Source organism: Lelliottia sp. RD5, assembly GCF_056032945.1.
Genome location: NZ_JBVYHQ010000009.1, coordinates 23,151 through 45,102 on the forward strand (window position 1 = coordinate 23,151; position 21,952 = coordinate 45,102).

The window sequence follows — 21,952 nt, forward strand, 5'->3', positions numbered from 1 at the left end:
GATTACCCCTTGGCTGCGACCTGGAAGGCATTTTCCAGATCGGCAATTAAATCTTCACAGTCTTCAATACCGGTTGAGATGCGAAGCAGCGTCTCAGAAATTCCGGCTGCGGCACGCGCTTCTGGCGCCATGCCTGCGTGTGTCATTGTTGCGGCGTGGGAGATCAAGCTTTCAACTCCCCCTAAGGATTCCGCCAGCGTAAACAGTGACAACGCACTCAGGAAGCGACGCAGCGTTTGCTCATCGCCGTCCAGTTCAAAACTTAACATCGCGCCAAAGCCTTTCTGCTGGCGCGCGGCAATCTCGTGGCCCTGGTTTTCCGGCAGCGACGGGTGATACAGCTTTTTCACCAGCGGCTGGTTTTTCAGGAAATCGACAATCGCCTGGGCATTGCGTTGTGCCACTTCCATACGTGGCGACAGCGTGCGGATGCCGCGCAGCAGCAAATAGCTGTCGAACGCACCCGCAGTCACGCCAATGTTATTGGCCCACCATGCCAGCTCGGTGACAATCTCCGGATCTTTTGCAATCACCACGCCAGCGACCACGTCAGAGTGACCGTTCAAATATTTAGTGCATGAATGCAATACCAGGTCCGCACCCAGGGAAAGTGGGTTCTGAAGCGCCGGACTGAGGAACGTATTATCCACTACACTTATCGCTCCCGCATCCCTTGCGAGCTGACAAATTTTCGCGATATCGACAACACGCAATAACGGGTTACTTGGGCTTTCCACCAAAACGAGCTTAGGTTTTTCGGCAAGTGCTTGTTTTAGCGCCTGTTCGTCATTTTGATCGACAAAGAGCACGCGATAACAGCCGCGTTTTGCCAGGCTATCAAAAAGTCGGTAGCTGCCACCGTAACAGTCGTGCGGGGCCAGCAATAAATCGCCAGGTTTCAGGAATACCGTAGTCACCAGATGAATGGCCGACATACCGGTATTGGTCAGGACCGCGCCTGCGCCGCCTTCGAGCTCTGCCAAGGCGCGCTGGGTAACGTCACGCGTCGGGTTGCCACGACGTGAATAGTCATGCGCACGAGGTTCATTAAATCCGGTGAAATTATAGGTACTGGAAAGATGAATCGGCGGGACAACGCAGCCGTACTGCTCGTCATCATTCAATCCGCTACGCACTGCGATCGTGGCCTGTTTACGCGTCATGGTGAAGGCTTCCTGGCTAATGAGGTGAAAAGTCAGGCACCAGAGTAAACACTGAACTTATGGACGTCAATACATCTGGACATCTAAACTTCTTTGCGTATAGATTGAGCAATGCGAGAATAGCCGTTAAAATGACATGCTTTAGTGCACGGCTCGGGCGCAATATCCGTGTCACGGTATCGTCCTTACGGTAAACTACGCGAGATTACGGTATAAAGCCCCATATAATCTATGGCTTTATGCCCTTATAAATGACAGAGAGGATTAAAGGTATCTCATGGCTGAATGGAGCGGCGAATATATCAGCCCATACGCTGAGCACGGTAAGAAGAGTGAGCAAGTAAAAAAAATTACGGTTTCCATTCCTCTGAAGGTGTTAAAGATCCTCACCGATGAACGCACGCGTCGTCAGGTGAACAACCTGCGTCACGCGACAAACAGCGAACTGCTCTGCGAAGCATTTTTGCATGCGTTTACTGGCCAACCCCTGCCGAATGATGAAGACCTGCGCAAAGAGCGTAGCGATGAAATTCCGGAAGCGGCGAAAGTGATTATGCGTGAACTGGGTATCGACCCGGATACGTGGGAATACTGATTTGCAGATACAAAAAAAGCGCCTTTCGGCGCTTTTTTTTCGGGTAGCTTATTTAGCGCCCGGGATGCTGAAACGCTTGTTGAAGCGGTCAACACGGCCACCGGTTGCAACATCACGCTGCTTACCAGTGTAGAACGGGTGGCATTGACCGCACACGTCCAGGTTCAGATCGTGACCCACTGTAGAGCGGATTTTGATCGCGTTACCGCAAGAGCAGTTTGCAGTAATAAAATCGTATTTCGGGTGAATATCTTTTTTCATGGGGAGAACCTCAGTTAAGGCCGCGTCGCTCTTCCAGCCCTAACGCCAGACACCACGCGATGTTGATAGTAAATTCTTTGGCGTAAAGTTACACCAAAGGCGGCGAATCATACAGAATCCATTCGATGGATGCAAACTGATCAGCACGTCTATAGCATCTAATGTGTATACTAACGCGCCACTTTTCAAGTCAGGAAGATTCGATGCCCGTTGCTCACGTTGCCCTGCCCGTTCCGCTTCCCCGCACCTTTGACTATTTGCTGCCCGACAGCATGAGCGCCAAAGCGGGCTGTCGCGTAACCGTGCCGTTTGGCAAGCAACAGCGCGTCGGCGTAGTGGTGTCGGTGAGCAACCAAAGCGAGTTGCCGATCAATGAATTAAAAGCGGTGGTCGATGTGCTCGACGTTGAGCCGGTTTACTCCGCAAGTGTCTGGCGACTGCTGCTGTGGACGGCGGATTATTATCACCACCCGATTGGCGATGTGCTGTTTCACGCGTTGCCGATTTTGCTGCGTCAGGGTAAAAGCGCCAGCCATGCCCCGACGTGGTACTGGTTTGCGACGGAAGAGGGCCAAGCCGTCGATATCAACAGCCTGAAACGATCGCCGAAACAGCAGCAGGCGCTGGCCGCGCTGCGCCAGGGCAGAATCTGGCGTCATCAGGTTGAAGAGCTGGAATTTAACGACGCAGCGCTGCAGGCGTTGCGCAAAAAAGGGCTGAGCGAGCTTGCCAGCGAATCTCCTGCGCTGGTGGACTGGCGCGACGGTTTTAGCGTGGCGGGCGAGCGACTGCGTCTCAACACGGAACAAGCGACCGCCGTTGGCGCGATTCACAGCGCGTCTGACCGTTTTTCCGCCTGGTTGTTAGCGGGCGTGACCGGTTCCGGTAAGACCGAAGTTTATCTGAGCGTACTCGAAAACGCGCTCACACAGGGTAAACAAGCGCTGGTGATGGTGCCTGAGATCGGCCTGACGCCGCAGACAATCGCCCGTTTTCGCGAACGTTTTAACGCCCCGGTAGAAGTACTCCATTCCGGTTTAAACGATACCGAACGCCTGAACGTCTGGCTGAAAGCCAAAAATGGCGAGGCGGCGATTGTGATTGGTACCCGCTCGTCGCTGTTTACGCCATTTAAAAATCTGGGCGTCATCGTGATCGACGAAGAACACGACAGTTCCTATAAACAGCAGGAAGGCTGGCGCTATCACGCCCGCGACCTGGCCGTTTACCGTGCGCACAGCGAACAAATCCCGATTATTCTTGGCTCGGCAACGCCCGCTCTGGAAACGCTGCACAACGTGCGCCAGCGGAAATACCATATGCTACGCCTGACCCGCCGCGCGGGTAATGCGCGCCCGGCCATTCAACATGTGCTGGATCTGAAAGGTCAGCAGGTACAGGCCGGATTAGCGCCCGCGTTAATCACTCGCATGCGCCAGCATTTGCAGGCTGATAATCAGGTGATTCTGTTCCTGAATCGCCGTGGATTCGCTCCGACGCTGCTGTGCCACGACTGCGGCTGGATAGCAGAGTGCCCGCGCTGCGATCATTACTACACGCTGCACCAGGCACAGCATCATTTGCGCTGCCACCATTGCGACAGCCAGCGCCCGGTGCCGCGCCAGTGCCCGTCGTGCGGCTCTACGCATATGGTTCCGGTCGGTCTTGGCACCGAGCAGCTCGAACAGGCGCTGGCACCGTTTTTCCCCGGCGTACCGCTTTCGCGTATTGACCGCGACACCACCAGCCGTAAAGGGGCTCTGGAGCAGCAGCTGGCTGAGGTTCATCGCGGCGGGGCGCGCATTCTGATTGGTACGCAGATGCTGGCAAAAGGGCACCACTTCCCCGACGTCACCCTGGTGGCGCTGCTTGACGTCGATGGCGCGCTGTTTTCTGCCGATTTCCGTTCCGCTGAACGTTTCGCCCAGCTTTACACGCAAGTGGCCGGGCGTGCCGGTCGCGCGGGTAAGCAGGGTGAAGTGGTATTGCAAACGCATCACCCTGAACACCCACTGCTGCAAACGTTGCTCCATAAAGGCTATGACGCGTTTGCCGAGCAGGCGCTGGCCGAGCGCCAGACCATGCAACTTCCGCCGTGGACCAGCCACGTGATTATTCGCGCGGAAGATCATAACAATCAGCAGGCACCGCTGTTTTTGCAGCAGTTACGTAATCTGTTGCAGGCCAGTCCGCTGGTGGATAATCAGCTGTGGATTTTAGGCCCCGTTCCGGCGCTGGCGCCTAAACGCGGTGGCCGTTATCGCTGGCAAATTTTACTTCAGCACCCTTCTCGCGTGCGTTTACAACATGTAATTAGTGGCACGTTGGCGCTCATCAACACGTTGCCAGAAGCGCGAAAAGTGAAGTGGGTTCTGGATGTCGACCCTATCGAAGGGTAGAAACGATGCGAGAGGGATCGAAAAATCAAACGCCCCTCACACTTTTTATGAAAATTCTGTAACCGCTTCCATTCACTATCTGTAAAAATGAATCAGTCAGTAGTTGGTGGTCCTGCGAGGAGAAGACGTTGAAGTCCAGGAAAGAGGTTGCCCCGGCGACCATGAAAGACGTTGCCCAGAAAGCCAAAGTGTCCACGGCAACGGTGTCCCGCGCGTTAATGAACCCGGATAAAGTCTCTCAGACGACGCGTAATCGCGTCGAGCAGGCGGCGCTGGAAGTGGGCTATTTACCTCAGGCGATGGGCCGTAACCTCAAGCGTAACGAATCGCGGACCATCCTGGTAATTGTGCCGGACATTTGCGATCCCTTCTTCAGCGAAATCATTCGCGGCATCGAAGTGACGGCCGCCGCACAGGGTTATCTGGTGCTGATTGGCGATTGCGCGCATCAGAATCAGCAAGAAAAAACCTTTATCGACCTCATCATCACCAAGCAGATCGACGGTATGCTGCTGCTCGGGTCGCGTTTGCCGTTTGATGCCAGCATTGAAGAGCAACGCAACCTGCCGCCTATGGTGATGGCGAATGAATTTGCACCTGAGCTTAAACTGCCGACGGTCCATATTGATAATCTGACCGCCGCGTTTAACGCCGTGAACTATCTTCAGGATTTGGGACATAAGCGCATTGGCTGTATCGCCGGGCCAGAAGAGATGCCGCTGTGCCATTATCGCCTGCAGGGCTACGTTCAGGCATTGCGCCGCGCAGGCGTGACGGTCGATCCGCATTACATCGCGCGCGGTGATTTCACGCTTGAAGCCGGAGGCCTGGCGCTCGAGCAATTACTGGCGCAGCCTGTGCCGCCAACGGCCGTTTTCTGCCACAGCGACGTGATGGCACTGGGCGCGTTGTCGTATGCCAAACGCCGGGGCCTGCGCGTGCCGCAAGATTTGTCGATTATCGGGTTCGATAATATTTCCCTTTCCGAGTTTTGCGATCCTCCCCTCTCGACCGTCGCGCAACCGCGCTATGATATTGGACGCGAGGCCATGCTGTTGCTGCTTGATCAACTGCATGGGCAAACCGTCAGCAGCGGCTCGCGGTTACTGGATTGCGAACTTATTATTCGGGGCTCTACACAGGCGCTTACTTAAAGTAAACGGCTTTAAGACTCCCTCATCTGGTCAAAGGCCCGCCGCTTAAGTAACATGGCGGGCTGACGAATGCATAAATACAGCGAAACGATAGTGGCACAACGAGATTATGTACGTCGCGGCCAGCCGGCACCTTCGCGACGCAAAAAGAGCACCTCACGGAGCAAGAAAAGTAACCTGCCCTCCGTCTCGCCCGCTATGGTCGCGATAGCCGCGGCTGTGCTCGTGGCCTTTATCGGCGGTTTATACTTTATTACTCACCACAAAAAAGAAGAGTCTGAAGCGCTTCAGGGCAACAAAGTGGCCGGTAATGGCCTGCCGCCAAAACCTGAAGAGCGTTGGCGCTATATCAAAGAGCTGGAAAGCCGCCAGCCAGGCGTGCGTGCGCCGACGGAGCCTTCTGCCGGTGGTGAAGTGAAAAATGCCGATCAGCTTACGAATGAGCAACGCCAGCTTCTGGCGCAGATGCAGGCCGATATGCGTCAGCAGCCAACGCAGCTGACCGAAGTCCCGTGGAACGAACAAACGCCACAGCAGCGCCAGCAAACGCTGCAACGCCAGCGTCAGGCACAGCAACAAGTTCAGCAACAGCAGTTGACGCAAACGCAGCCGGTACAGCAACCACGCACGCAGCCGCGTGTGACCGAACAACCGTATCAGCAGCCGCAGCAGCAAACGCGTACCGTGCAGACTCAGCCTGCCCAACAGCCGCGGCAGGCACCGGTGCAACAGCAGAAACAAACCGCATCAGCGCAGCCGTATCAGGATCTGCTGCAAACGCCAGCGCATAACACCGCGCAGCAGCCAAAAGCGCAGCCACAGCAGAGCGCACCGGTTACGCAGCAAACTGAAGCGCCGAAACAAACGGCCGAGAAGAAAGACGATCGTCGCTGGATGGTTCAGTGCGGATCGTTCAAAGGTGCAGACCAGGCAGAAACCGTGCGCGCGCAGTTGGCCTTCGAAGGTTTTGATTCACGCGTGACCACCAACGGTGGCTGGAATCGCGTTGTGATCGGCCCGGTGAAGGGTAAAGAAAATGCAGACGGCACCATTAGCCGCCTGAAAATTGCCGGCCACACAAACTGCATTCGACTCGCCTCCGGGGGTTGAAACCCCAAAAATCCCCCCCATCTATCATTCTATTCAGCCCTGAGTATCAGCTCAGGGCATCTGTTTCGAATTTGTAACCAGGGGGTCTGCTCGTGACAACAATAGTAAGTGTACGCCGTAACGGCCATGTGGTAATCGCCGGTGATGGCCAGGCCACGCTGGGTAATACCGTCATGAAAGGCAACGTGAAAAAAGTGCGCCGCCTGTATAACGACAAAGTGATCGCCGGTTTTGCGGGCGGTACCGCTGACGCCTTCACGCTCTTCGAACTGTTTGAACGCAAGCTTGAAATGCACCAGGGCCACCTGGTCAAAGCGGCCGTTGAGCTGGCGAAAGACTGGCGCACCGACCGCATGCTGCGCAAGCTCGAAGCGCTGCTGGCCGTCGCGGATGAAAACGCCTCTCTGATTATCACCGGGAACGGTGACGTCATTCAGCCAGAAAATGATTTGATTGCTATCGGCTCCGGCGGTCCTTACGCCCAGGCCGCTGCGCGTGCTTTGCTTGAAAATACTGAGCTGGGCGCCCGCGAAATTGCCGAGAAGGCGTTGGGAATTGCAGGTGATATCTGCATTTACACCAACCACTTCCATACCATCGAAGAATTGACCTCCAAAGCGTAAGGATCTCCCATGTCTGAAATGACCCCACGCGAAATTGTCAGCGAGCTGAACAAACACATTATCGGCCAGGACAACGCCAAGCGTTCCGTGGCAATCGCCCTGCGTAACCGCTGGCGTCGTATGCAGCTTGATGAAGAGCTGCGCCACGAAGTGACCCCAAAAAATATTCTGATGATCGGCCCGACCGGCGTCGGTAAAACCGAAATCGCCCGTCGTCTGGCGAAGCTGGCGAACGCGCCGTTCATCAAAGTTGAAGCCACCAAGTTCACTGAAGTGGGCTACGTCGGTAAAGAAGTGGACTCTATCATCCGCGATCTGGCCGATTCAGCGATGAAAATGGTGCGTGTGCAAGCCATCGAGAAAAACCGTTATCGCGCGGAAGAAATGGCCGAAGAACGTATTCTCGACGTGCTGATCCCACCGGCAAAAAACAACTGGGGTCAGAATGAACAACCTCAGGAGCCGTCCGCCGCGCGTCAGGCATTCCGCAAAAAACTGCGTGAAGGCGAACTGGACGACAAAGAGATTGAAATCGATCTCGCTGCAGCGCCAATGGGTGTTGAAATCATGTCTCCTCCGGGCATGGAAGAGATGACCAGCCAGCTGCAGTCGATGTTCCAGAATCTGGGCGGTCAGAAGCAAAAGCCGCGCAAGCTGAAAATCAAAGATGCAATGAAGCTGCTGATTGAAGAAGAAGCGGCTAAACTGGTGAATCCAGAAGAGCTGAAACAGGACGCAATCGACGCGGTTGAGCAGCACGGTATCGTGTTTATCGATGAAATCGACAAGATCTGTAAGCGCGGTGAATCCAACGGTCCGGACGTGTCTCGCGAAGGCGTTCAGCGCGATCTGTTGCCGCTGGTCGAGGGCTGTACCGTTTCGACCAAGCACGGCATGGTCAAAACCGATCACATTCTGTTTATCGCATCTGGCGCATTCCAGGTGGCTAAGCCTTCCGATCTCATTCCGGAATTGCAGGGTCGTCTGCCGATTCGCGTAGAGTTGCAGGCGCTGACCACCGACGATTTTGAGCGCATTCTGACTGAGCCAAATGCCTCCATCACCGTGCAGTATAAAGCGCTGATGGCGACCGAAGGCGTGACCATTGAATTCACCGAAGACGGTATCAAGCGTATCGCGCAGGCCGCATGGCAGGTTAACGAAACCACCGAAAACATCGGTGCGCGTCGTTTACACACCGTGCTGGAACGTCTGGTCGAAGATATCTCTTATGAAGCCAGCGATCTGAACGGCCAGAGTATTACCATTGACGCAGATTATGTGCGTAAACATCTGGATGCGTTAGTGGCAGATGAAGATCTAAGCCGTTTTATCTTATAATCGCGGTTAATGCATTTTCATCACTGTTGATGGGGGCTAATGCCCCCATTTTTATTGGCTAAATAAAATGACTGATATCAGCCGTACTCAGGCGTGGCTCGAGAGCCTGCGTCCTAAGACATTACCTCTGGCCTTTGCCGCTATCGTCGTTGGCACCACGCTTGCCTGGTGGCAGGGCCATTTCGATCCGCTGGTTGCCGGTCTGGCGCTCATCACTGCGGGCCTGCTGCAAATCCTCTCTAACCTCGCGAACGACTACGGCGATGCGGTCAAGGGCAGCGACAAACCCGATCGTATTGGGCCGCTGCGCGGCATGCAGAAAGGGGTGATTACTCAGGCGCAGATGAAACGTGCGCTGATAATCACCGTGGTGCTCATCTGTCTTTCAGGCCTGGCGCTGGTGTCGGTGGCATGCAAAACGACGGCCGATTTCATCGGATTTATGGTGTTGGGGCTTTTGGCGATTGTTGCCGCGATTACCTATACCGTCGGCACGCGCCCTTATGGTTATATCGGTCTGGGTGATATTTCCGTGCTGGTTTTCTTCGGCTGGCTGAGCGTGATGGGCAGTTGGTATTTGCAGGCGCATACGCTGATTCCAGCACTATTCTTGCCCGCTACTGCCTGCGGATTACTGGCCGCTGCGGTTCTCAATATCAATAATCTGCGTGATATCGAAAGTGACCGTCAGAACGGAAAAAACACCCTGGCGGTGCGGTTAGGCCCGGTCAACGCCCGTCGCTATCACGCTGGCCTGCTGATGGGCGCGCTGATCTGTCTGGCGCTGTTTAATCTGCTTTCACTGCACAGTATCTGGGGCTGGCTGTTTGTTCTGGCCGCGCCGCTGTTAGTCAAACAGGCACGTTTCGTGATTCGCGAGCTCAGCCCCTCAGCGATGCCGCCCATGCTCGAACGTACGGTAAAAGGTGCATTGTTGACTAACCTCTTGTTCGTACTTGGGATTATTCTGAGCCAGACGCTGAGTTAACTGACAAATATCAATTAACAATTGATGATTTTGCCAACAACGCGTTTAGCGCGATATACTGAACACATTCGCAGCAACCGAGCGTTAAACCTATGAAATACGATACTTCCGAGCTTTGTGACATCTATCAAGAAGATGTCAACGTCGTGGAACCGCTGTTTTCCAACTTTGGAGGACGGTCGTCATTTGGCGGACAAATCATCACGGTAAAATGTTTCGAGGACAACGGGTTGCTGTATGAGTTGCTCGAACAAAATGGCCGTGGCCGTATTTTGCTGGTTGATGGCGGCGGCTCTGTTCGTCGTGCGTTAATCGACGCCGATCTTGCCCGTCTGGCCCTGCAAAACGAGTGGGAAGGGATTGTGGTATACGGGGCGGTCCGTCAGGTTGACGATCTGGAAGAGCTGGATTTGGGCATTCAGGCCATTGCAGCCATCCCCGTGGGTGCAGCAGGCGAAGGCATCGGCGAAAGCGATGTGCGCGTTAACTTCGGTGGCGTCACCTTCTTCTCCGGCGACCATCTCTACGCCGACAATACCGGCATCATCCTTTCCGAAGATCCTCTCGATATCGAATAATGAAAAAAGGCACCGAAAGGTGCCTTTTTTTATGGATTCTTTTGGCCAGCATTTGACTGCTGGGCAATTACGCACAAGATTTCGTGTTGTAGCAAGGCGGCAAACGAAGATATCCCCAGCAGCGTAGTCAACTACGTGACTGGGGTAGCTGAACACAGCCAACGCCGCTACGGCGCGAAAGAAAAAGCGTAATTAGACTTCTTCCATACGTCCGAGCAACGCCTGCAGGCGATCCTGCCAGCCGCTCTGCTGCTCGCGCAGCTGGTGATTTTCGCGCTCCAGCTCTTCACGACCATTCTGAGCAGAATGAACTTCCTGCGCCAGTGCATTGTTCTTTTCTTTCAGTTCTTCGATTTCCATCTGCAGCAGTGTGATGGTGTCGATCGCCTGCTGTACTTTTGATTCCAGTTTCTCAAACACTTCTAATGACATGGTCATACCTCTTCTGAATGGCAAGGCGACGCTTCGAACTTACGCTACATCATTCACATTTCATCAAGGAAGAAAATTGAACAATGGCGTGTAAAACGCGCGCAACATATTTAATGTCGATTGTATGGAGCGCGGCGTCGCCTGTCCAGCGGCACGCCGCGCAGATCGCGGTTTGCAACACTTTTCGGTCTGGTCCTGGTGCATTCGCGCCATCTACCCCTAAATTGTTAATACTTTAGTTAATGAAATGATTCAGCTCACATTTACCTGATACCGCTAAAACACGCTTTATAGCGCGAAAACGCTCATTTTATTGACACAGCACACACATTTTGATTTCGATATTTCTCGTTTTTGCTCGTTAACGATAAATTAACAGCATGTCTACAGGACATCGTGGCTGTCCGCTGTCGCTGCGCTAACAATAAACATTCATCTTTCTTCAGGATTCCGATTATGAGTCAGACATCAACCTTAAAAGGCCAGTGCATCGCCGAGTTCCTTGGTACCGGGTTGTTGATTTTCTTCGGTGTAGGCTGTGTTGCTGCTCTGAAAGTAGCTGGCGCGACCTTCGGCCAGTGGGAAATCAGCATCATCTGGGGTTTGGGCGTGGCCATGGCCATTTACCTGACTGCAGGGGTTTCCGGCGCACACCTTAACCCGGCGGTAACCATCGCGTTGTGGCTGTTTGCCTGCTTTGACGGACGCAAAGTTGTGCCGTTCATTATTTCTCAGTTTGCCGGCGCCTTTTGCGCAGCGGCATTAGTTTACGGGCTTTATTACAATCTTTTCATCGACTTCGAACAGACGCATCATATGGTGCGCGGCAGTGTCGAAAGTCTGGATCTGGCCGGTATCTTCTCAACGTATCCAAACCCGCATATCAATTTTGTGCAGGCCTTCGCGGTTGAGATGGTGATTACCGCTATTCTGATGGGCGTTATCATGGCGCTGGGCGATGATGGTAACGGCATTCCACGCGGCCCGTTGGCGCCACTGCTAATTGGTTTACTGATTGCGGTGATCGGCGCATCAATGGGTCCACTGACGGGCTTTGCGATGAACCCGGCGCGTGACCTGGGGCCGAAAACCTTCGCCTTCTTTGCAGGCTGGGGTGAAGTGGCCTTTACCGGCGCTAAAGATATCCCTTACTTCCTGGTGCCGCTGTTCGGCCCGATTGCAGGGGCTGCGCTGGGCGCATTCGGCTATCGCAAATTAATTGGTCGCCACTTACCGTGCGACACCTGTGTGGAAGACGAGAAAGAAACGACCTCTACCGCACAACAAAAAGCTTCGCTGTAATCTGACTACGGGACACATACTATGACCGACAAAAAATATATCGTTGCGCTCGACCAGGGCACTACCAGCTCCCGCGCTGTCGTAATGGATCATGACGCGAATATCGTCAGCGTGTCACAGCGCGAATTCGAACAAATCTATCCTAAGCCTGGCTGGGTAGAGCACGATCCGATGGAAATCTGGGCTACCCAAAGCTCAACGCTGGTCGAAGTGTTGGCGAAAGCCGACATCAGTTCCGATGAAATCGCGGCAATTGGTATCACCAACCAGCGTGAAACCGCGATTGTGTGGGAACGTGAAACCGGCAAACCAATCTATAACGCCATCGTCTGGCAGTGCCGTCGTACGGCGGAAATCTGCGAGAAGCTCAAGCGCGACGGCATGGAAGATTACATCCGCAGCACCACCGGTCTGGTGGTGGATCCGTACTTCTCTGGCACCAAAGTGAAGTGGATTCTGGATCACGTTGAAGGCTCCCGCGAGCGTGCAAAACGCGGCGAACTCCTGTTCGGAACCGTCGATACCTGGCTCATCTGGAAGATGACCCAAGGGCGTGTGCACGTTACCGATTACACCAACGCCTCCCGTACCATGCTGTTCAACATCCACGAGCTGGACTGGGATGACAAAATGCTGGAAGCGCTGGACATCCCGCGCGCCATGCTGCCCGAAGTGCGTAAATCGTCAGAAGTGTACGGCCAGACCAACATCGGTGGTAAAGGCGGCACGCGTATTCCAATCTCCGGTATCGCCGGTGACCAGCAGGCAGCGCTATTTGGCCAGCTGTGCGTGAAAGAAGGGATGGCGAAAAACACCTACGGTACCGGCTGCTTTATGCTGATGAACACTGGCGAGAAAGCGGTGAAATCAGAAAACGGCCTGCTGACCACCATCGCCTGTGGCCCACGCGGCGAAGTGAACTATGCGCTGGAAGGTGCGGTATTCATGGCCGGTGCATCCATTCAGTGGCTGCGCGACGAAATGAAGCTCATCAGCGATGCGTTCGATTCCGAATATTTCGCCACCAAAGTGAAAGACACCAACGGTGTGTACGTGGTACCTGCATTCACAGGCCTGGGCGCGCCATATTGGGACCCGTATGCGCGCGGCGCGATTTTCGGCCTGACGCGTGGGGTGAACTCGAACCACATCATCCGCGCGACGCTGGAATCCATCGCCTACCAGACGCGTGACGTGCTGGAAGCGATGCAAGCCGACTCCGGCATTCGTCTGCACGCTCTACGCGTGGACGGCGGTGCGGTGGCGAACAACTTCCTGATGCAGTTCCAGTCTGACATTCTGGGCACCCGCGTTGAGCGTCCAGAAGTGCGCGAAGTCACCGCGTTGGGTGCCGCGTATCTGGCTGGTCTGGCGGTTGGCTTCTGGCAGAATCTGGATGAGCTGCAGGAAAAAGCGGTCATTGAGCGTGAATTCCGTCCGGGTATCGAGACGACCGAGCGTAACTATCGCTACAACGGCTGGAAAAAAGCGGTGAAACGCGCGCTGGCGTGGGAAGAGCACGAAGAGTAATTTCCCCCCTCCCCCTCTCCGAATGGGAGAGGGGTTTTCTGGTTTTCACTCACACTTTACTTGCCGCTTTTTTCCTGACCGACGCGTGTTAATCCTGACTGCTTTTCCCCCTCTTCCCGTGGGAAATGGCCGGAGTGAAGGCATCAGGCCGCACCGCATCGATCCGCACCCCATCCCACTCTGTGATAAACTTCGTGCAATTCCTTTTGACTGCACGAGTACCCCATGAAACGTGAACTTGCCATCGAATTCTCCCGCGTCACCGAAGCCGCCGCCCTCGCAGGCTATAAGTGGTTAGGACGCGGCGACAAAAATATTGCTGACGGCGCGGCCGTTCACGCGATGCGCATTATGCTCAATCAGGTCAACATTGACGGGACCATTGTCATCGGCGAAGGCGAGATCGACGAAGCGCCAATGCTGTTCATCGGTGAGAAAGTGGGCACCGGTAACGGTGACGCGGTAGATATCGCCGTCGACCCGATTGAAGGCACGCGCATGACGGCGATGGGCCAGGCGAACGCGCTGGCGGTGCTGGCGGTCGGCGATAAAGGCTGCTTCCTCAACGCGCCTGATATGTACATGGAAAAACTGATTGTCGGTCCTGGCGCGAAAGGCGCTATCGATCTCAATCTGCCTCTGGCGGATAACCTGCGCAATGTCGCGGCCGCGCTGAATAAACCGCTCAGTGAACTGACCGTCACTATTCTCGCCAAACCGCGCCATGACGTCACCATTGCGCATATGCAGCAGCTCGGCGTGCGTGTTTTTGCCATTCCGGATGGCGACGTCGCGGCATCTATTTTGACCTGTATGCCAGACAGTGAAGTCGACGTGCTGTACGGCATTGGCGGCGCGCCGGAAGGCGTGGTGTCCGCTGCGGTGATCCGCGCGCTGGACGGTGATATGCAGGGCCGCCTGTTGGCGCGTCATGACGTGAAAGGTGACAGCGAAGAGAACCGTCGCATCGGCGAACAGGAGCTGGCGCGCTGCAAAGCGATGGGCATTGAAGCGAATAAAGTGCTGTCACTGGATGACATGGCGCGCAGCGATAACGTGATCTTCTCGGCAACGGGCATCACTAAAGGCGATCTGCTGGACGGCATCACCCGCAAGGGCAATATGGCCACCACCGAAACGCTGCTGATTCGCGGAAAATCACGCACCATTCGTCGTATTCAGTCGATTCACTATTTGGATCGCAAAGACCCGAATGTTCAAACTCACATCCTGTAAGGTGATTTGATCAATAGAGCTTTCCGGCCCCGCTGGGCTGGAAATCTCTCCGGCAAGAACGGAAGATAGAAACAGATATCAGCACAGGAGATCGTCATGGCGGACTGGGTAACAGGTAAAGTCACAAAAGTAACGTTCTGGACCGATGCACTTTTTAGTATCACCGTTCATGCGCCCATCCATCCGTTCACGGCCGGGCAATTTGCCAAGCTGGGGCTGGAAATTGACGGTGAACGCGTGCAACGCGCCTATTCCTACGTCAATGCGCCGGATAATCCGGATCTCGAGTTTTATCTGGTGACCGTTCCTGACGGCAAACTCAGCCCACGCCTGGCGGCGCTTCAGCCCGGTGATGACATTCTGATGGTCAGCGAAGCCGCCGGTTTCTTTGTGCTGGAAGAGATCCCCGACTGTGACACCTTGTGGATGCTGGCAACCGGTACAGCCATCGGTCCTTATCTGTCGATTTTGCAATACGGGAAGGATCTGGAGCGATTCAAAAATATCGTTCTGGTTCATGCCGCACGCTATGCCGCCGATCTGAGCTATCTGCCGCTGATGCAGGCGCTTGAAAAACGCTACGAAGGGAAGTTGAAAATCCAGACGGTGGTGAGCCGTGAAACCGTAGATGGTGCGCTTACCGGACGCGTTCCGGCGCTGATTGAAAGTGGCGAACTTGAATCCGCCGTGGGTTTACAGATGAATGCTGAAACCAGCCATGTGATGCTGTGCGGCAACCCGCAGATGGTGCGTGATACTCAGCAGTTGCTGAAAGATTCCCGGCAGATGACCAAACATTTGCGCCGCCGACCGGGCCATATGACTGCTGAACACTACTGGTAATTAGCGGAAATTCACTTCCAGGGTGTCCTTGCCGTATTTATTCTCGCTCTGGGTGCCCACAAACGCGCCCAGATCGATAAGGGTCATCACAAAAATCACCGTCGGAATGAGTTTCCCAACCACCCAGGGCAGTACCGACGGCAGTATTGCCCAGTTGCCCGCCAGCAGCATCCACGCCAGTGGAACCAGCAGCGCCCACAAACCGGAACGGCCCCTGTCATGCAGACGTTTAACGATGACTGAAGCCGTTGGCCACAGCAGACATACGAGTGCAAAAGCCGCCGTTTGGGTGCCCAACCAGTTGCTGTACGCCAGGCCGAAAAGCACCAGCATCGCGACAATCCACGTCACGATCCAAATCCAAAAATCACGGCGTCCAATACGCCCTTTGAATGAAAACAGCCACTGCTGTATGGTCATGTCAGGTTCCTTATTATCGTCTGCCGCGTAGTTTACCCTGGAGTGCCGACCTTTTGACAAGCCGGGCAGATATCGTTTTAATCATGAGCAATGACCGCCAGGGATAATATTGATGAAAAGATGGACTCACCCGATTCTGCTGTGTTTAACGATGCTTATCGCCAGCTTTTCCCTGCTCGCCAATGACGCTTCTCCGCCTGCGACTGCGCCGTATCTTCTGCAAGGCGCGCCGTCGTTCGATCAATCGATCAGTCAGTTTCGTGAAACGTTCAACAAAGATAATCCCACGCTGGCGCTGGGTGAATTTCGCGCGATAGACGGCGCAAAAGACACGCCAACCCTGACGCGTGCAGCGAGTAAAATTAACGAAAATCTGTACGCCTCGACCGCACTTGAGCGCGGCACGTTAAAAATCAAAAGCATGCAAATCACCTGGCTGCCGATTCAAGGCCCGGAACAGAAAGCGGCCAAAGCCAAAGCGCTGGAGTACATGAGCGCCATTTTGCGCGCCTTTACCCCGATTTTGACCAAAGTGCAAAGCCAGCAAAAGCTGCAAAAATTGCTGACCGCCGGTAAAAATAAACGTTACTACGCCGAAACAGACGGCGCGATCCGCTATGTGGTTGCAGATCACGGCGAAAAGGGGCTGACCTTCGCCGTTGAACCGATTAAGCTGGCGCTATCTGACACACTCGGAGGGGCGAATTAATGACAAAAAGCAAAGCCTTTCGAGGGAAAATCTCTATACTGATTCACAGACCATGCTGCCCGTCAGGGCGGCCATAATCCTTAATTCGCTTTAGTAGCGTGGAGAATTGAAATGCGACATCCTTTAGTGATGGGTAACTGGAAACTGAACGGCAGCCGCCATATGGTAAACGAGCTGATCGCGAACCTGCGTACAGAGCTGGCTGGCGTGACGGGCTGTGCTGTAGCGATCGCTCCACCAGACATTTATCTGGATCTGGCTAAACACGCTGCTGACGGCAGCCACATCGTTCTGGGTGCACAGAACGTTGACGTTAACCTGTCTGGTGCATTCACCGGTGAAACCTCCGCTGAAATGCTGAAAGATATCGGTGCAAAATACATCATCATCGGCCACTCTGAGCGTCGTACTTATCACAAAGAGTCTGACGAGTTCATCGCGAAGAAATTCGCTGTGCTGAAAGAGCAGGGTCTGATTCCAGTTCTGTGCATCGGTGAAACCGAAGCAGAAAACGAAGCAGGCAAAACCGAAGAAGTGTGCGCACGTCAGATCGACGCTGTGCTGAAAACCCAGGGCGCAAGCGCGTTCGAAGGCGTAGTTATCGCTTACGAACCTGTATGGGCAATCGGTACGGGCAAATCAGCAACCCCTGCGCAGGCACAGGCTGTTCACAAATTTATCCGTGACCACATTGCTAAAGCCGACGCGAAAGTCGCTGAGCAAGTGATCATTCAGTACGGCGGTTCCGTTAACGCGGCAAACGCTGCTGAGCTGTTCACCCAGCCGGACATCGACGGCGCGCTGGTTGGCGGTGCATCCCTGAAAGCTGACGCTTTCGCGGTGATCGTTAAAGCAGCAGAAGCCGCTAAACAAGCTTAATAGCTCGACCCCTCTCTCCGATGGGGAGAGGGGAAAATCGAAAAGAACCTATAATTTCCCCAGCACGCTAAACCACAAATAATTGAGCGGTAACAGGACCAGCCAGGTCGCCACTGCCAGCGTCAGACACAGCATCATTCCCGCCTTTGCAGGCACTTTCCCGAGCCCCATCGCCACCACAATCGGCGACGCCTGATACGGCAACAGGGGCGTGGAATAACCCAACACCTGAATCATAATCACCGAGAGCAGCGGGAAACCGGTCGCATCGGAAAAGCTCTGCGCCAGCGTGGTGTACAACGCCGGAACACCGTTGGCGGTCATGATGAAGTTAAGCGCTGTGGTGATCCCCGTAAGCGCCAGAAAACTGGTAAACGGTTTATCTGCGTCCAGCGGCATCAGATGAAGCAGCGCTTCACCTACAGCGCTCCCTATTCCCGTCTGCGTGACGGTGATGGCCAGCCCCAAAATGCCCGCCACGTAGATGCAGGTGCGCATATTCACGCCCGCCGAAAACTCCTCGCCGGTAATAAAACCGATGCGCGGGAGCATCACTACCAGCGATGCCGTCAGCCCGGTCCACGCGGGGCCAATCCCGTGCCAGCCCTCCGTCACCCACATCACCAGCACCACCGCCAGAAGCCAGGCGAGCCGCTTCTCATCGCGCCCCATCGGTTCCGGGGCAGCAACCTCCTGCGGATGTTTGGGTGAGCCGGGGAACAACCAGCAGATCAGCCCAATCAGAATCAGCCCCTTCAGAATGCCGAGCACCGGCGTATGCAGCAGCAGATAAGGCACGTAGTTCAGGTGGATGCCGTATGAACCTTCTGCCGCGCCGCTCATCACCAGATTGGGCACGTTAGCGGGGAGGATCGTTGCGGAAAGCTGGAACGTGCCAAAACCTACCGCCAACGCCAGACCAAACCACGCACGCGAGCCGTCCGCGATGCTGGCACGTTTCGCCATCGCCGCCACAATCGGCATCAGCAGCGCGATACGCCCCATGTTCGACGGCATCACGAATGCCAGGGCATAACTCAGCAGCACCACGCTTGCCACCATCAACACCCACGAATCGGTCAGCTTTGCCGATAGCGCGCGCGCCGCCCTGTCCGCCAGGCCGGTTTTGCGAATCGCCACGCCGAGTACAAATCCGCTAAAGACAAGCCAGAAGGCCGATGATGCAAAGCCCCCGAAAATGACATCCGCTGGGGCAATTTTGGCGATCATCGCGGCCGTAAAGAACAGCAGCGCGGTGATAAATTCCGGCAGGAGCGAGGTCGCCCACAGCACGATAGTGATGCCAACAATGACCGAGGGCAGAAAAAGAGGGTGAGTAAACCAGAGCGACATACCTGTCTCCTGTCGAATTTTTCAGCAAGTCTACGGCGACAGGCAGTACGAGTAAACGCTATTTATGGTGGGGTCAATTCAGGATATCGCATTGATGATCCTGTAATTCCTCAGCAGATGCGCGGTTAAGCACCAGTAGATTTCGCTCGGTCGCCAGCAGCACAAACGAACCGTCGGACTGCTGCGCCATCGCCATGGCAAACCGCCCCATGTGCTCACGCGCTTCCGGCAGTTCTTGCGCCAGCATCATAAACGGGCTGCGTTTTACCAGCTCGGCTTCCGTCACCCGTCGCGCAAGATACTCATGCCCCTCCAGGCCGCCAGGAAACGGCAGCCACTGCGTGCTAATTTGTCCCTGATTCGCGTCCAGCTTTTCGCGCACATCGGCACGCAGGCAGGAAATGTGAATATGAAAATGATTTTGCGTGCGCCCGGTTGGCGAATTGATCGTGAGCGAGATGGCGCTGTCCGGCACTTCCACACCGCGCTTCATGCTCATAAAGTTGCGCGACTGCCACGCCAGCCAGAAGAAATTCGGCGTCTGCGGCTCGGTCAGCAGCGGGCTTTCGGTGCCGTTGATGCGGTAAGTTGGCATCAGCAGGTATTGCAGCGGCCCGTTGCGATCTTTAAACACGACGTAACCGGCATCCGGTTTAACCAGTGCGCACGGCGCGGGATTGCGGTGCTGCTGCTGATTCACAAGACACTGTTCGAGAACGATATGGCGCAATGCGTCAGGATTACCGGACTTCATCCAGAACCAGCCGCCCGCGACAGCCACGCTGACCACCAGTACCAGTACGATAAGTTTTTTCATCACGCATTCCCTGTATCCAGTTGAAGCGAAAGAGTAACGCAAAATGATGACCAAATAAAAACCCGGCGGATTTCTCGCGCCGGGTCTCTTGTCATGCGGGTTGAACGCTTAGCGTTTGCTGATTTGGTCGAACGTGCCGCCGTTAGAGAAGTGCTCTTTCTGCGCTTTCGCCCAGCCGCCGAACTCTTCGTCAATGGTGAACAGCTTCAGTTTCGGGAACGCGCTGTCATATTTCTTCGCTACGTCCGCGTCACGTGGGCGATAGAAGTTTTTCGCCGCGATTTCCTGGCCTTCTGGAGAGTACAGGTACTTCAGATAGGCTTCGGCCACCGTTTTGGTGTCTTTTTTCTCAACCACTTTATCGACGATAGAAACGGTTGGTTCCGCCAGAATAGATTCGCTCGGGGTGACAATTTCGAACTTATCTTTATCCAGTTCATGGGTTGCCAGCAGCGCTTCGTTTTCCCATGCAATCAGCACATCGCCAATGCCGCGTTCTACGAAGGTATTGGTTGCGCCGCGTGCGCCGGAATCCAGCACTTCGACATTTTTGAACAGGGATTTAACGAAATCCTGTGCTTTGGCCTGATCACCGTTGTTGTGATGCAGCGCGTAGCCCCAGGCTGCCAGGTAGTTCCAGCGTGCGCCACCGGAGCTTTTCGGGTTCGGGGTGATCACGGAAACGCCGGGTTTAATCAGATCGTTCCAGTCATGAATCTGTTTGGGATTACCTTTGCGTACCAGGAAAACGATGGTGGAGGTATACGGCGCAGAGTTGTCCGGCAGACGTTTAATCCAGTTTTTATCAATACGACCACGCTCAGCGATAGCGTCTACATCGTAGGCCAGTGCCAGGGTGACCACATCAGCTTCAATACCGTTGATGACGGACGTAGCCTGTTTTCCGGAGCCGCCATGCGACTGGCGAATCACCACGTTATCGCCGGTCTCTTGCTTGTAATGCGCCGCGAACGCTTTGTTGTATTGATCGTAAAGCTCACGCGTCGGATCGTACGACACGTTCAATAACTGGATGTCTTTTGCCAGAACGCTGGTCGATGCCAGCAATAACGTTAATCCCACGCCCCATTTGTTCATCGCCCAACTCTCTTGTGTAGTGTTTTGATGAATGCAGGTTGCCAGAAAGGATTATGACGATAAAAGAATAAAAAAAGATTGGCTATAACTTAGGGGAATAAACAGCCCTCTCCAGATAGAGAGGGCGTGCGGATTAATACAGTTTTTTCGCGCAGTCCAGCCAGTCACCTTTGAACGGACGCTTCATGCTTTCGATCGCGTCAACGATGTCATGGTGAACCAGTTTTTCGTTCTGAATACCGACGCAACGGCCGCCATGACCCTGCAGCAGCAGGTCGATAGCGTATGCGCCCATGCGAGAGGCCAGAATACGGTCGTAAGGACCCGGGGAACCGCCGCGCTGGATGTGACCCAGAACCGTGGCACGCGTTTCGCGCTTGGTTTCGGTTTCGATGTATTTTGCCAGCTCGTCCACATCACAGATGTGTTCAGTGATCGCGACGATGGCGTGTTTTTTGCCTTTCGCGATACCGGCTTTGATTTCGTTAACCAGGTCTTCACGGCTGAACTCGACTTCAGGCACTACGATGAACTCGCAGCCACCAGCAATGGCCGCCGCCAGGGTCAGGTCGCCGCAGTAACGGCCCATCACTTCAACGATGGAAATACGCTGGTGAGAAGAAGAGGTGTCACGCAGACGGTCAATCGCTTCAACAACCGTCCCGAGGGCCGTGAAGAAGCCGATAGTGTAGTCGGTGCCTTTGATGTCGTTATCGATAGTGCCCGGCAGACCGATACATGGGAAACCCATTTCAGTCAGGCGTTTTGCGCCCATATAAGAACCGTCACCGCCGATAACCACTAACGCGTCCAGGCCGCGTTTTTTCATGTTTTCGATAGCCACCTGACGGATGTGCTCTTCGCGGAATTCCGGGAAGCGCGCGGAACCCAGGAAGGTGCCGCCACGGTTAATCATGTCAGATACGCTGTAGCGATCGAGCTGGACCATACGGTCTTCATACAGACCCAGATAACCGTCATAAACGCCAAAAATTTCCAGACCTTCCGTCAACGCTGCACGCACAACACCACGAATTGCCGCGTTCATGCCTGGGGCATCACCGCCGCTTGTCAACACACCGATTTTCTTAATCATGACTACCTCTGAACTTAGGAATGCA

The 21,952-nt window shown here is 54.6% G+C and carries 22 protein-coding genes; 14 read left to right on the forward strand and 8 right to left on the reverse strand.

The window, feature by feature from the left end:
• Positions 1-2: 2 nt before the first annotated feature.
• Positions 3-1,163 (reverse strand): cystathionine gamma-synthase, encoded by a 1,161-nt coding sequence (gene metB / locus AC0LWE_RS20130; protein WP_202668663.1) that lies wholly within the window; start codon positions 1,161-1,163, stop codon positions 3-5.
• 277 nt (positions 1,164-1,440) lie between these two features.
• Here metB and metJ point away from each other — a divergent pair, with 277 nt between their 5' ends.
• A complete protein-coding gene (gene metJ, locus AC0LWE_RS20135) occupies positions 1,441-1,758 on the forward strand; it encodes a met regulon transcriptional regulator MetJ (protein WP_015960995.1) in 318 nt (105 codons plus the stop codon).
• 48 nt (positions 1,759-1,806) lie between these two features.
• Here metJ and rpmE read toward each other — a convergent pair whose 3' ends face one another.
• Positions 1,807-2,019 (reverse strand): 50S ribosomal protein L31, encoded by a 213-nt coding sequence (gene rpmE, locus AC0LWE_RS20140; RefSeq protein WP_015960996.1) that lies wholly within the window; start codon positions 2,017-2,019, stop codon positions 1,807-1,809.
• A gap of 203 nt (positions 2,020-2,222) precedes the next feature.
• Between rpmE and priA the strand changes: the two genes are divergently transcribed.
• The 7 genes from priA (at position 2,223) to rraA (ending at position 10,212) form a co-directional block, all read left to right on the forward strand.
• The gene (gene priA / locus AC0LWE_RS20145) at positions 2,223-4,418 is read left to right on the forward strand and encodes a primosomal protein N' (protein ID WP_219347243.1); all 2,196 of its coding nucleotides are present in this window, start codon (positions 2,223-2,225) and stop codon (positions 4,416-4,418) included.
• 128 nt (positions 4,419-4,546) lie between these two features.
• A complete protein-coding gene (cytR, locus tag AC0LWE_RS20150) occupies positions 4,547-5,572 on the forward strand; it encodes a DNA-binding transcriptional regulator CytR (protein ID WP_131489416.1) in 1,026 nt (341 codons plus the stop codon).
• A 93-nt stretch (positions 5,573-5,665) separates the two neighbouring features.
• On the forward strand, positions 5,666-6,682 hold the full coding sequence (gene ftsN / locus AC0LWE_RS20155) for a cell division protein FtsN (protein ID WP_059180617.1): 1,017 nt from the start codon (positions 5,666-5,668) through the stop codon (positions 6,680-6,682).
• A 92-nt stretch (positions 6,683-6,774) separates the two neighbouring features.
• Positions 6,775-7,305 (forward strand): ATP-dependent protease subunit HslV, encoded by a 531-nt coding sequence (gene hslV / locus AC0LWE_RS20160; protein ID WP_059180599.1) that lies wholly within the window; start codon positions 6,775-6,777, stop codon positions 7,303-7,305.
• Positions 7,306-7,314: 9 nt separating this feature from the next.
• Positions 7,315-8,646: an HslU--HslV peptidase ATPase subunit gene (gene hslU, locus AC0LWE_RS20165; RefSeq protein WP_059180598.1), complete on the forward strand. Its 1,332-nt coding sequence runs from the start codon at positions 7,315-7,317 to the stop codon at positions 8,644-8,646.
• Positions 8,647-8,713: 67 nt separating this feature from the next.
• Positions 8,714-9,634, forward strand: coding sequence for a 1,4-dihydroxy-2-naphthoate polyprenyltransferase (menA, locus tag AC0LWE_RS20170; RefSeq protein ID WP_202668665.1), 921 nt, complete (start codon positions 8,714-8,716; stop codon positions 9,632-9,634).
• Positions 9,635-9,726: 92 nt separating this feature from the next.
• Positions 9,727-10,212, forward strand: coding sequence for a ribonuclease E activity regulator RraA (rraA, locus tag AC0LWE_RS20175; protein ID WP_015961003.1), 486 nt, complete (start codon positions 9,727-9,729; stop codon positions 10,210-10,212).
• Between the two features lie 192 nt (positions 10,213-10,404).
• On the opposite strand, the gene zapB is transcribed toward rraA, so the two are convergent.
• Positions 10,405-10,650 (reverse strand): septal ring assembly protein ZapB, encoded by a 246-nt coding sequence (gene zapB, locus AC0LWE_RS20180; protein WP_096759555.1) that lies wholly within the window; start codon positions 10,648-10,650, stop codon positions 10,405-10,407.
• Positions 10,651-11,100: 450 nt separating this feature from the next.
• Here zapB and AC0LWE_RS20185 point away from each other — a divergent pair, with 450 nt between their 5' ends.
• From AC0LWE_RS20185 to fpr, 4 genes are all read left to right on the forward strand, one after another.
• A complete protein-coding gene (locus AC0LWE_RS20185) occupies positions 11,101-11,946 on the forward strand; it encodes an MIP/aquaporin family protein (protein ID WP_015961005.1) in 846 nt (281 codons plus the stop codon).
• 21 nt (positions 11,947-11,967) lie between these two features.
• Entirely contained in the window at positions 11,968-13,476 is a 1,509-nt protein-coding gene (gene glpK / locus AC0LWE_RS20190) for a glycerol kinase GlpK (RefSeq protein ID WP_219347242.1), read from the forward strand.
• 225 nt (positions 13,477-13,701) lie between these two features.
• Positions 13,702-14,712 carry a class II fructose-bisphosphatase gene (gene glpX / locus AC0LWE_RS20195; RefSeq protein WP_059180595.1) on the forward strand — a complete coding sequence of 337 codons (1,011 nt, stop codon included), beginning with the start codon at positions 13,702-13,704 and terminating at the stop codon, positions 14,710-14,712.
• A gap of 96 nt (positions 14,713-14,808) precedes the next feature.
• A complete protein-coding gene (gene fpr, locus AC0LWE_RS20200; protein ID WP_174343735.1) occupies positions 14,809-15,555 on the forward strand; it encodes a ferredoxin--NADP(+) reductase in 747 nt (248 codons plus the stop codon).
• On the opposite strand, the gene AC0LWE_RS20205 is transcribed toward fpr, so the two are convergent.
• Entirely contained in the window at positions 15,556-15,975 is a 420-nt protein-coding gene (locus AC0LWE_RS20205) for a DUF805 domain-containing protein (RefSeq protein ID WP_174343736.1), read from the reverse strand.
• 112 nt (positions 15,976-16,087) lie between these two features.
• Here AC0LWE_RS20205 and AC0LWE_RS20210 point away from each other — a divergent pair, with 112 nt between their 5' ends.
• Together AC0LWE_RS20210 and tpiA are read left to right on the forward strand one after the other, a co-directional pair.
• Positions 16,088-16,684, forward strand: a complete 597-nt coding sequence (locus AC0LWE_RS20210) for a DUF1454 family protein (protein ID WP_059180592.1) — start codon at positions 16,088-16,090, stop codon at positions 16,682-16,684.
• 111 nt (positions 16,685-16,795) lie between these two features.
• The gene (gene tpiA, locus AC0LWE_RS20215) at positions 16,796-17,563 is read left to right on the forward strand and encodes a triose-phosphate isomerase (protein WP_059180591.1); all 768 of its coding nucleotides are present in this window, start codon (positions 16,796-16,798) and stop codon (positions 17,561-17,563) included.
• 48 nt (positions 17,564-17,611) lie between these two features.
• Here the strand turns inward: tpiA and AC0LWE_RS20220 are convergent, their stop codons facing one another.
• From AC0LWE_RS20220 to pfkA, 4 genes are all read right to left on the reverse strand, one after another.
• Positions 17,612-18,916, reverse strand: a complete 1,305-nt coding sequence (locus tag AC0LWE_RS20220) for an SLC13 family permease (protein WP_219347241.1) — start codon at positions 18,914-18,916, stop codon at positions 17,612-17,614.
• Positions 18,917-18,989: 73 nt separating this feature from the next.
• Entirely contained in the window at positions 18,990-19,733 is a 744-nt protein-coding gene (locus tag AC0LWE_RS20225) for a CDP-diacylglycerol diphosphatase (protein ID WP_202668667.1), read from the reverse strand.
• Positions 19,734-19,841: 108 nt separating this feature from the next.
• Positions 19,842-20,831, reverse strand: a complete 990-nt coding sequence (locus AC0LWE_RS20230; protein WP_202668668.1) for a sulfate ABC transporter substrate-binding protein — start codon at positions 20,829-20,831, stop codon at positions 19,842-19,844.
• Between the two features lie 133 nt (positions 20,832-20,964).
• Entirely contained in the window at positions 20,965-21,927 is a 963-nt protein-coding gene (pfkA, locus tag AC0LWE_RS20235; protein ID WP_015961015.1) for a 6-phosphofructokinase, read from the reverse strand.
• Positions 21,928-21,952: the final 25 nt, after the last annotated feature.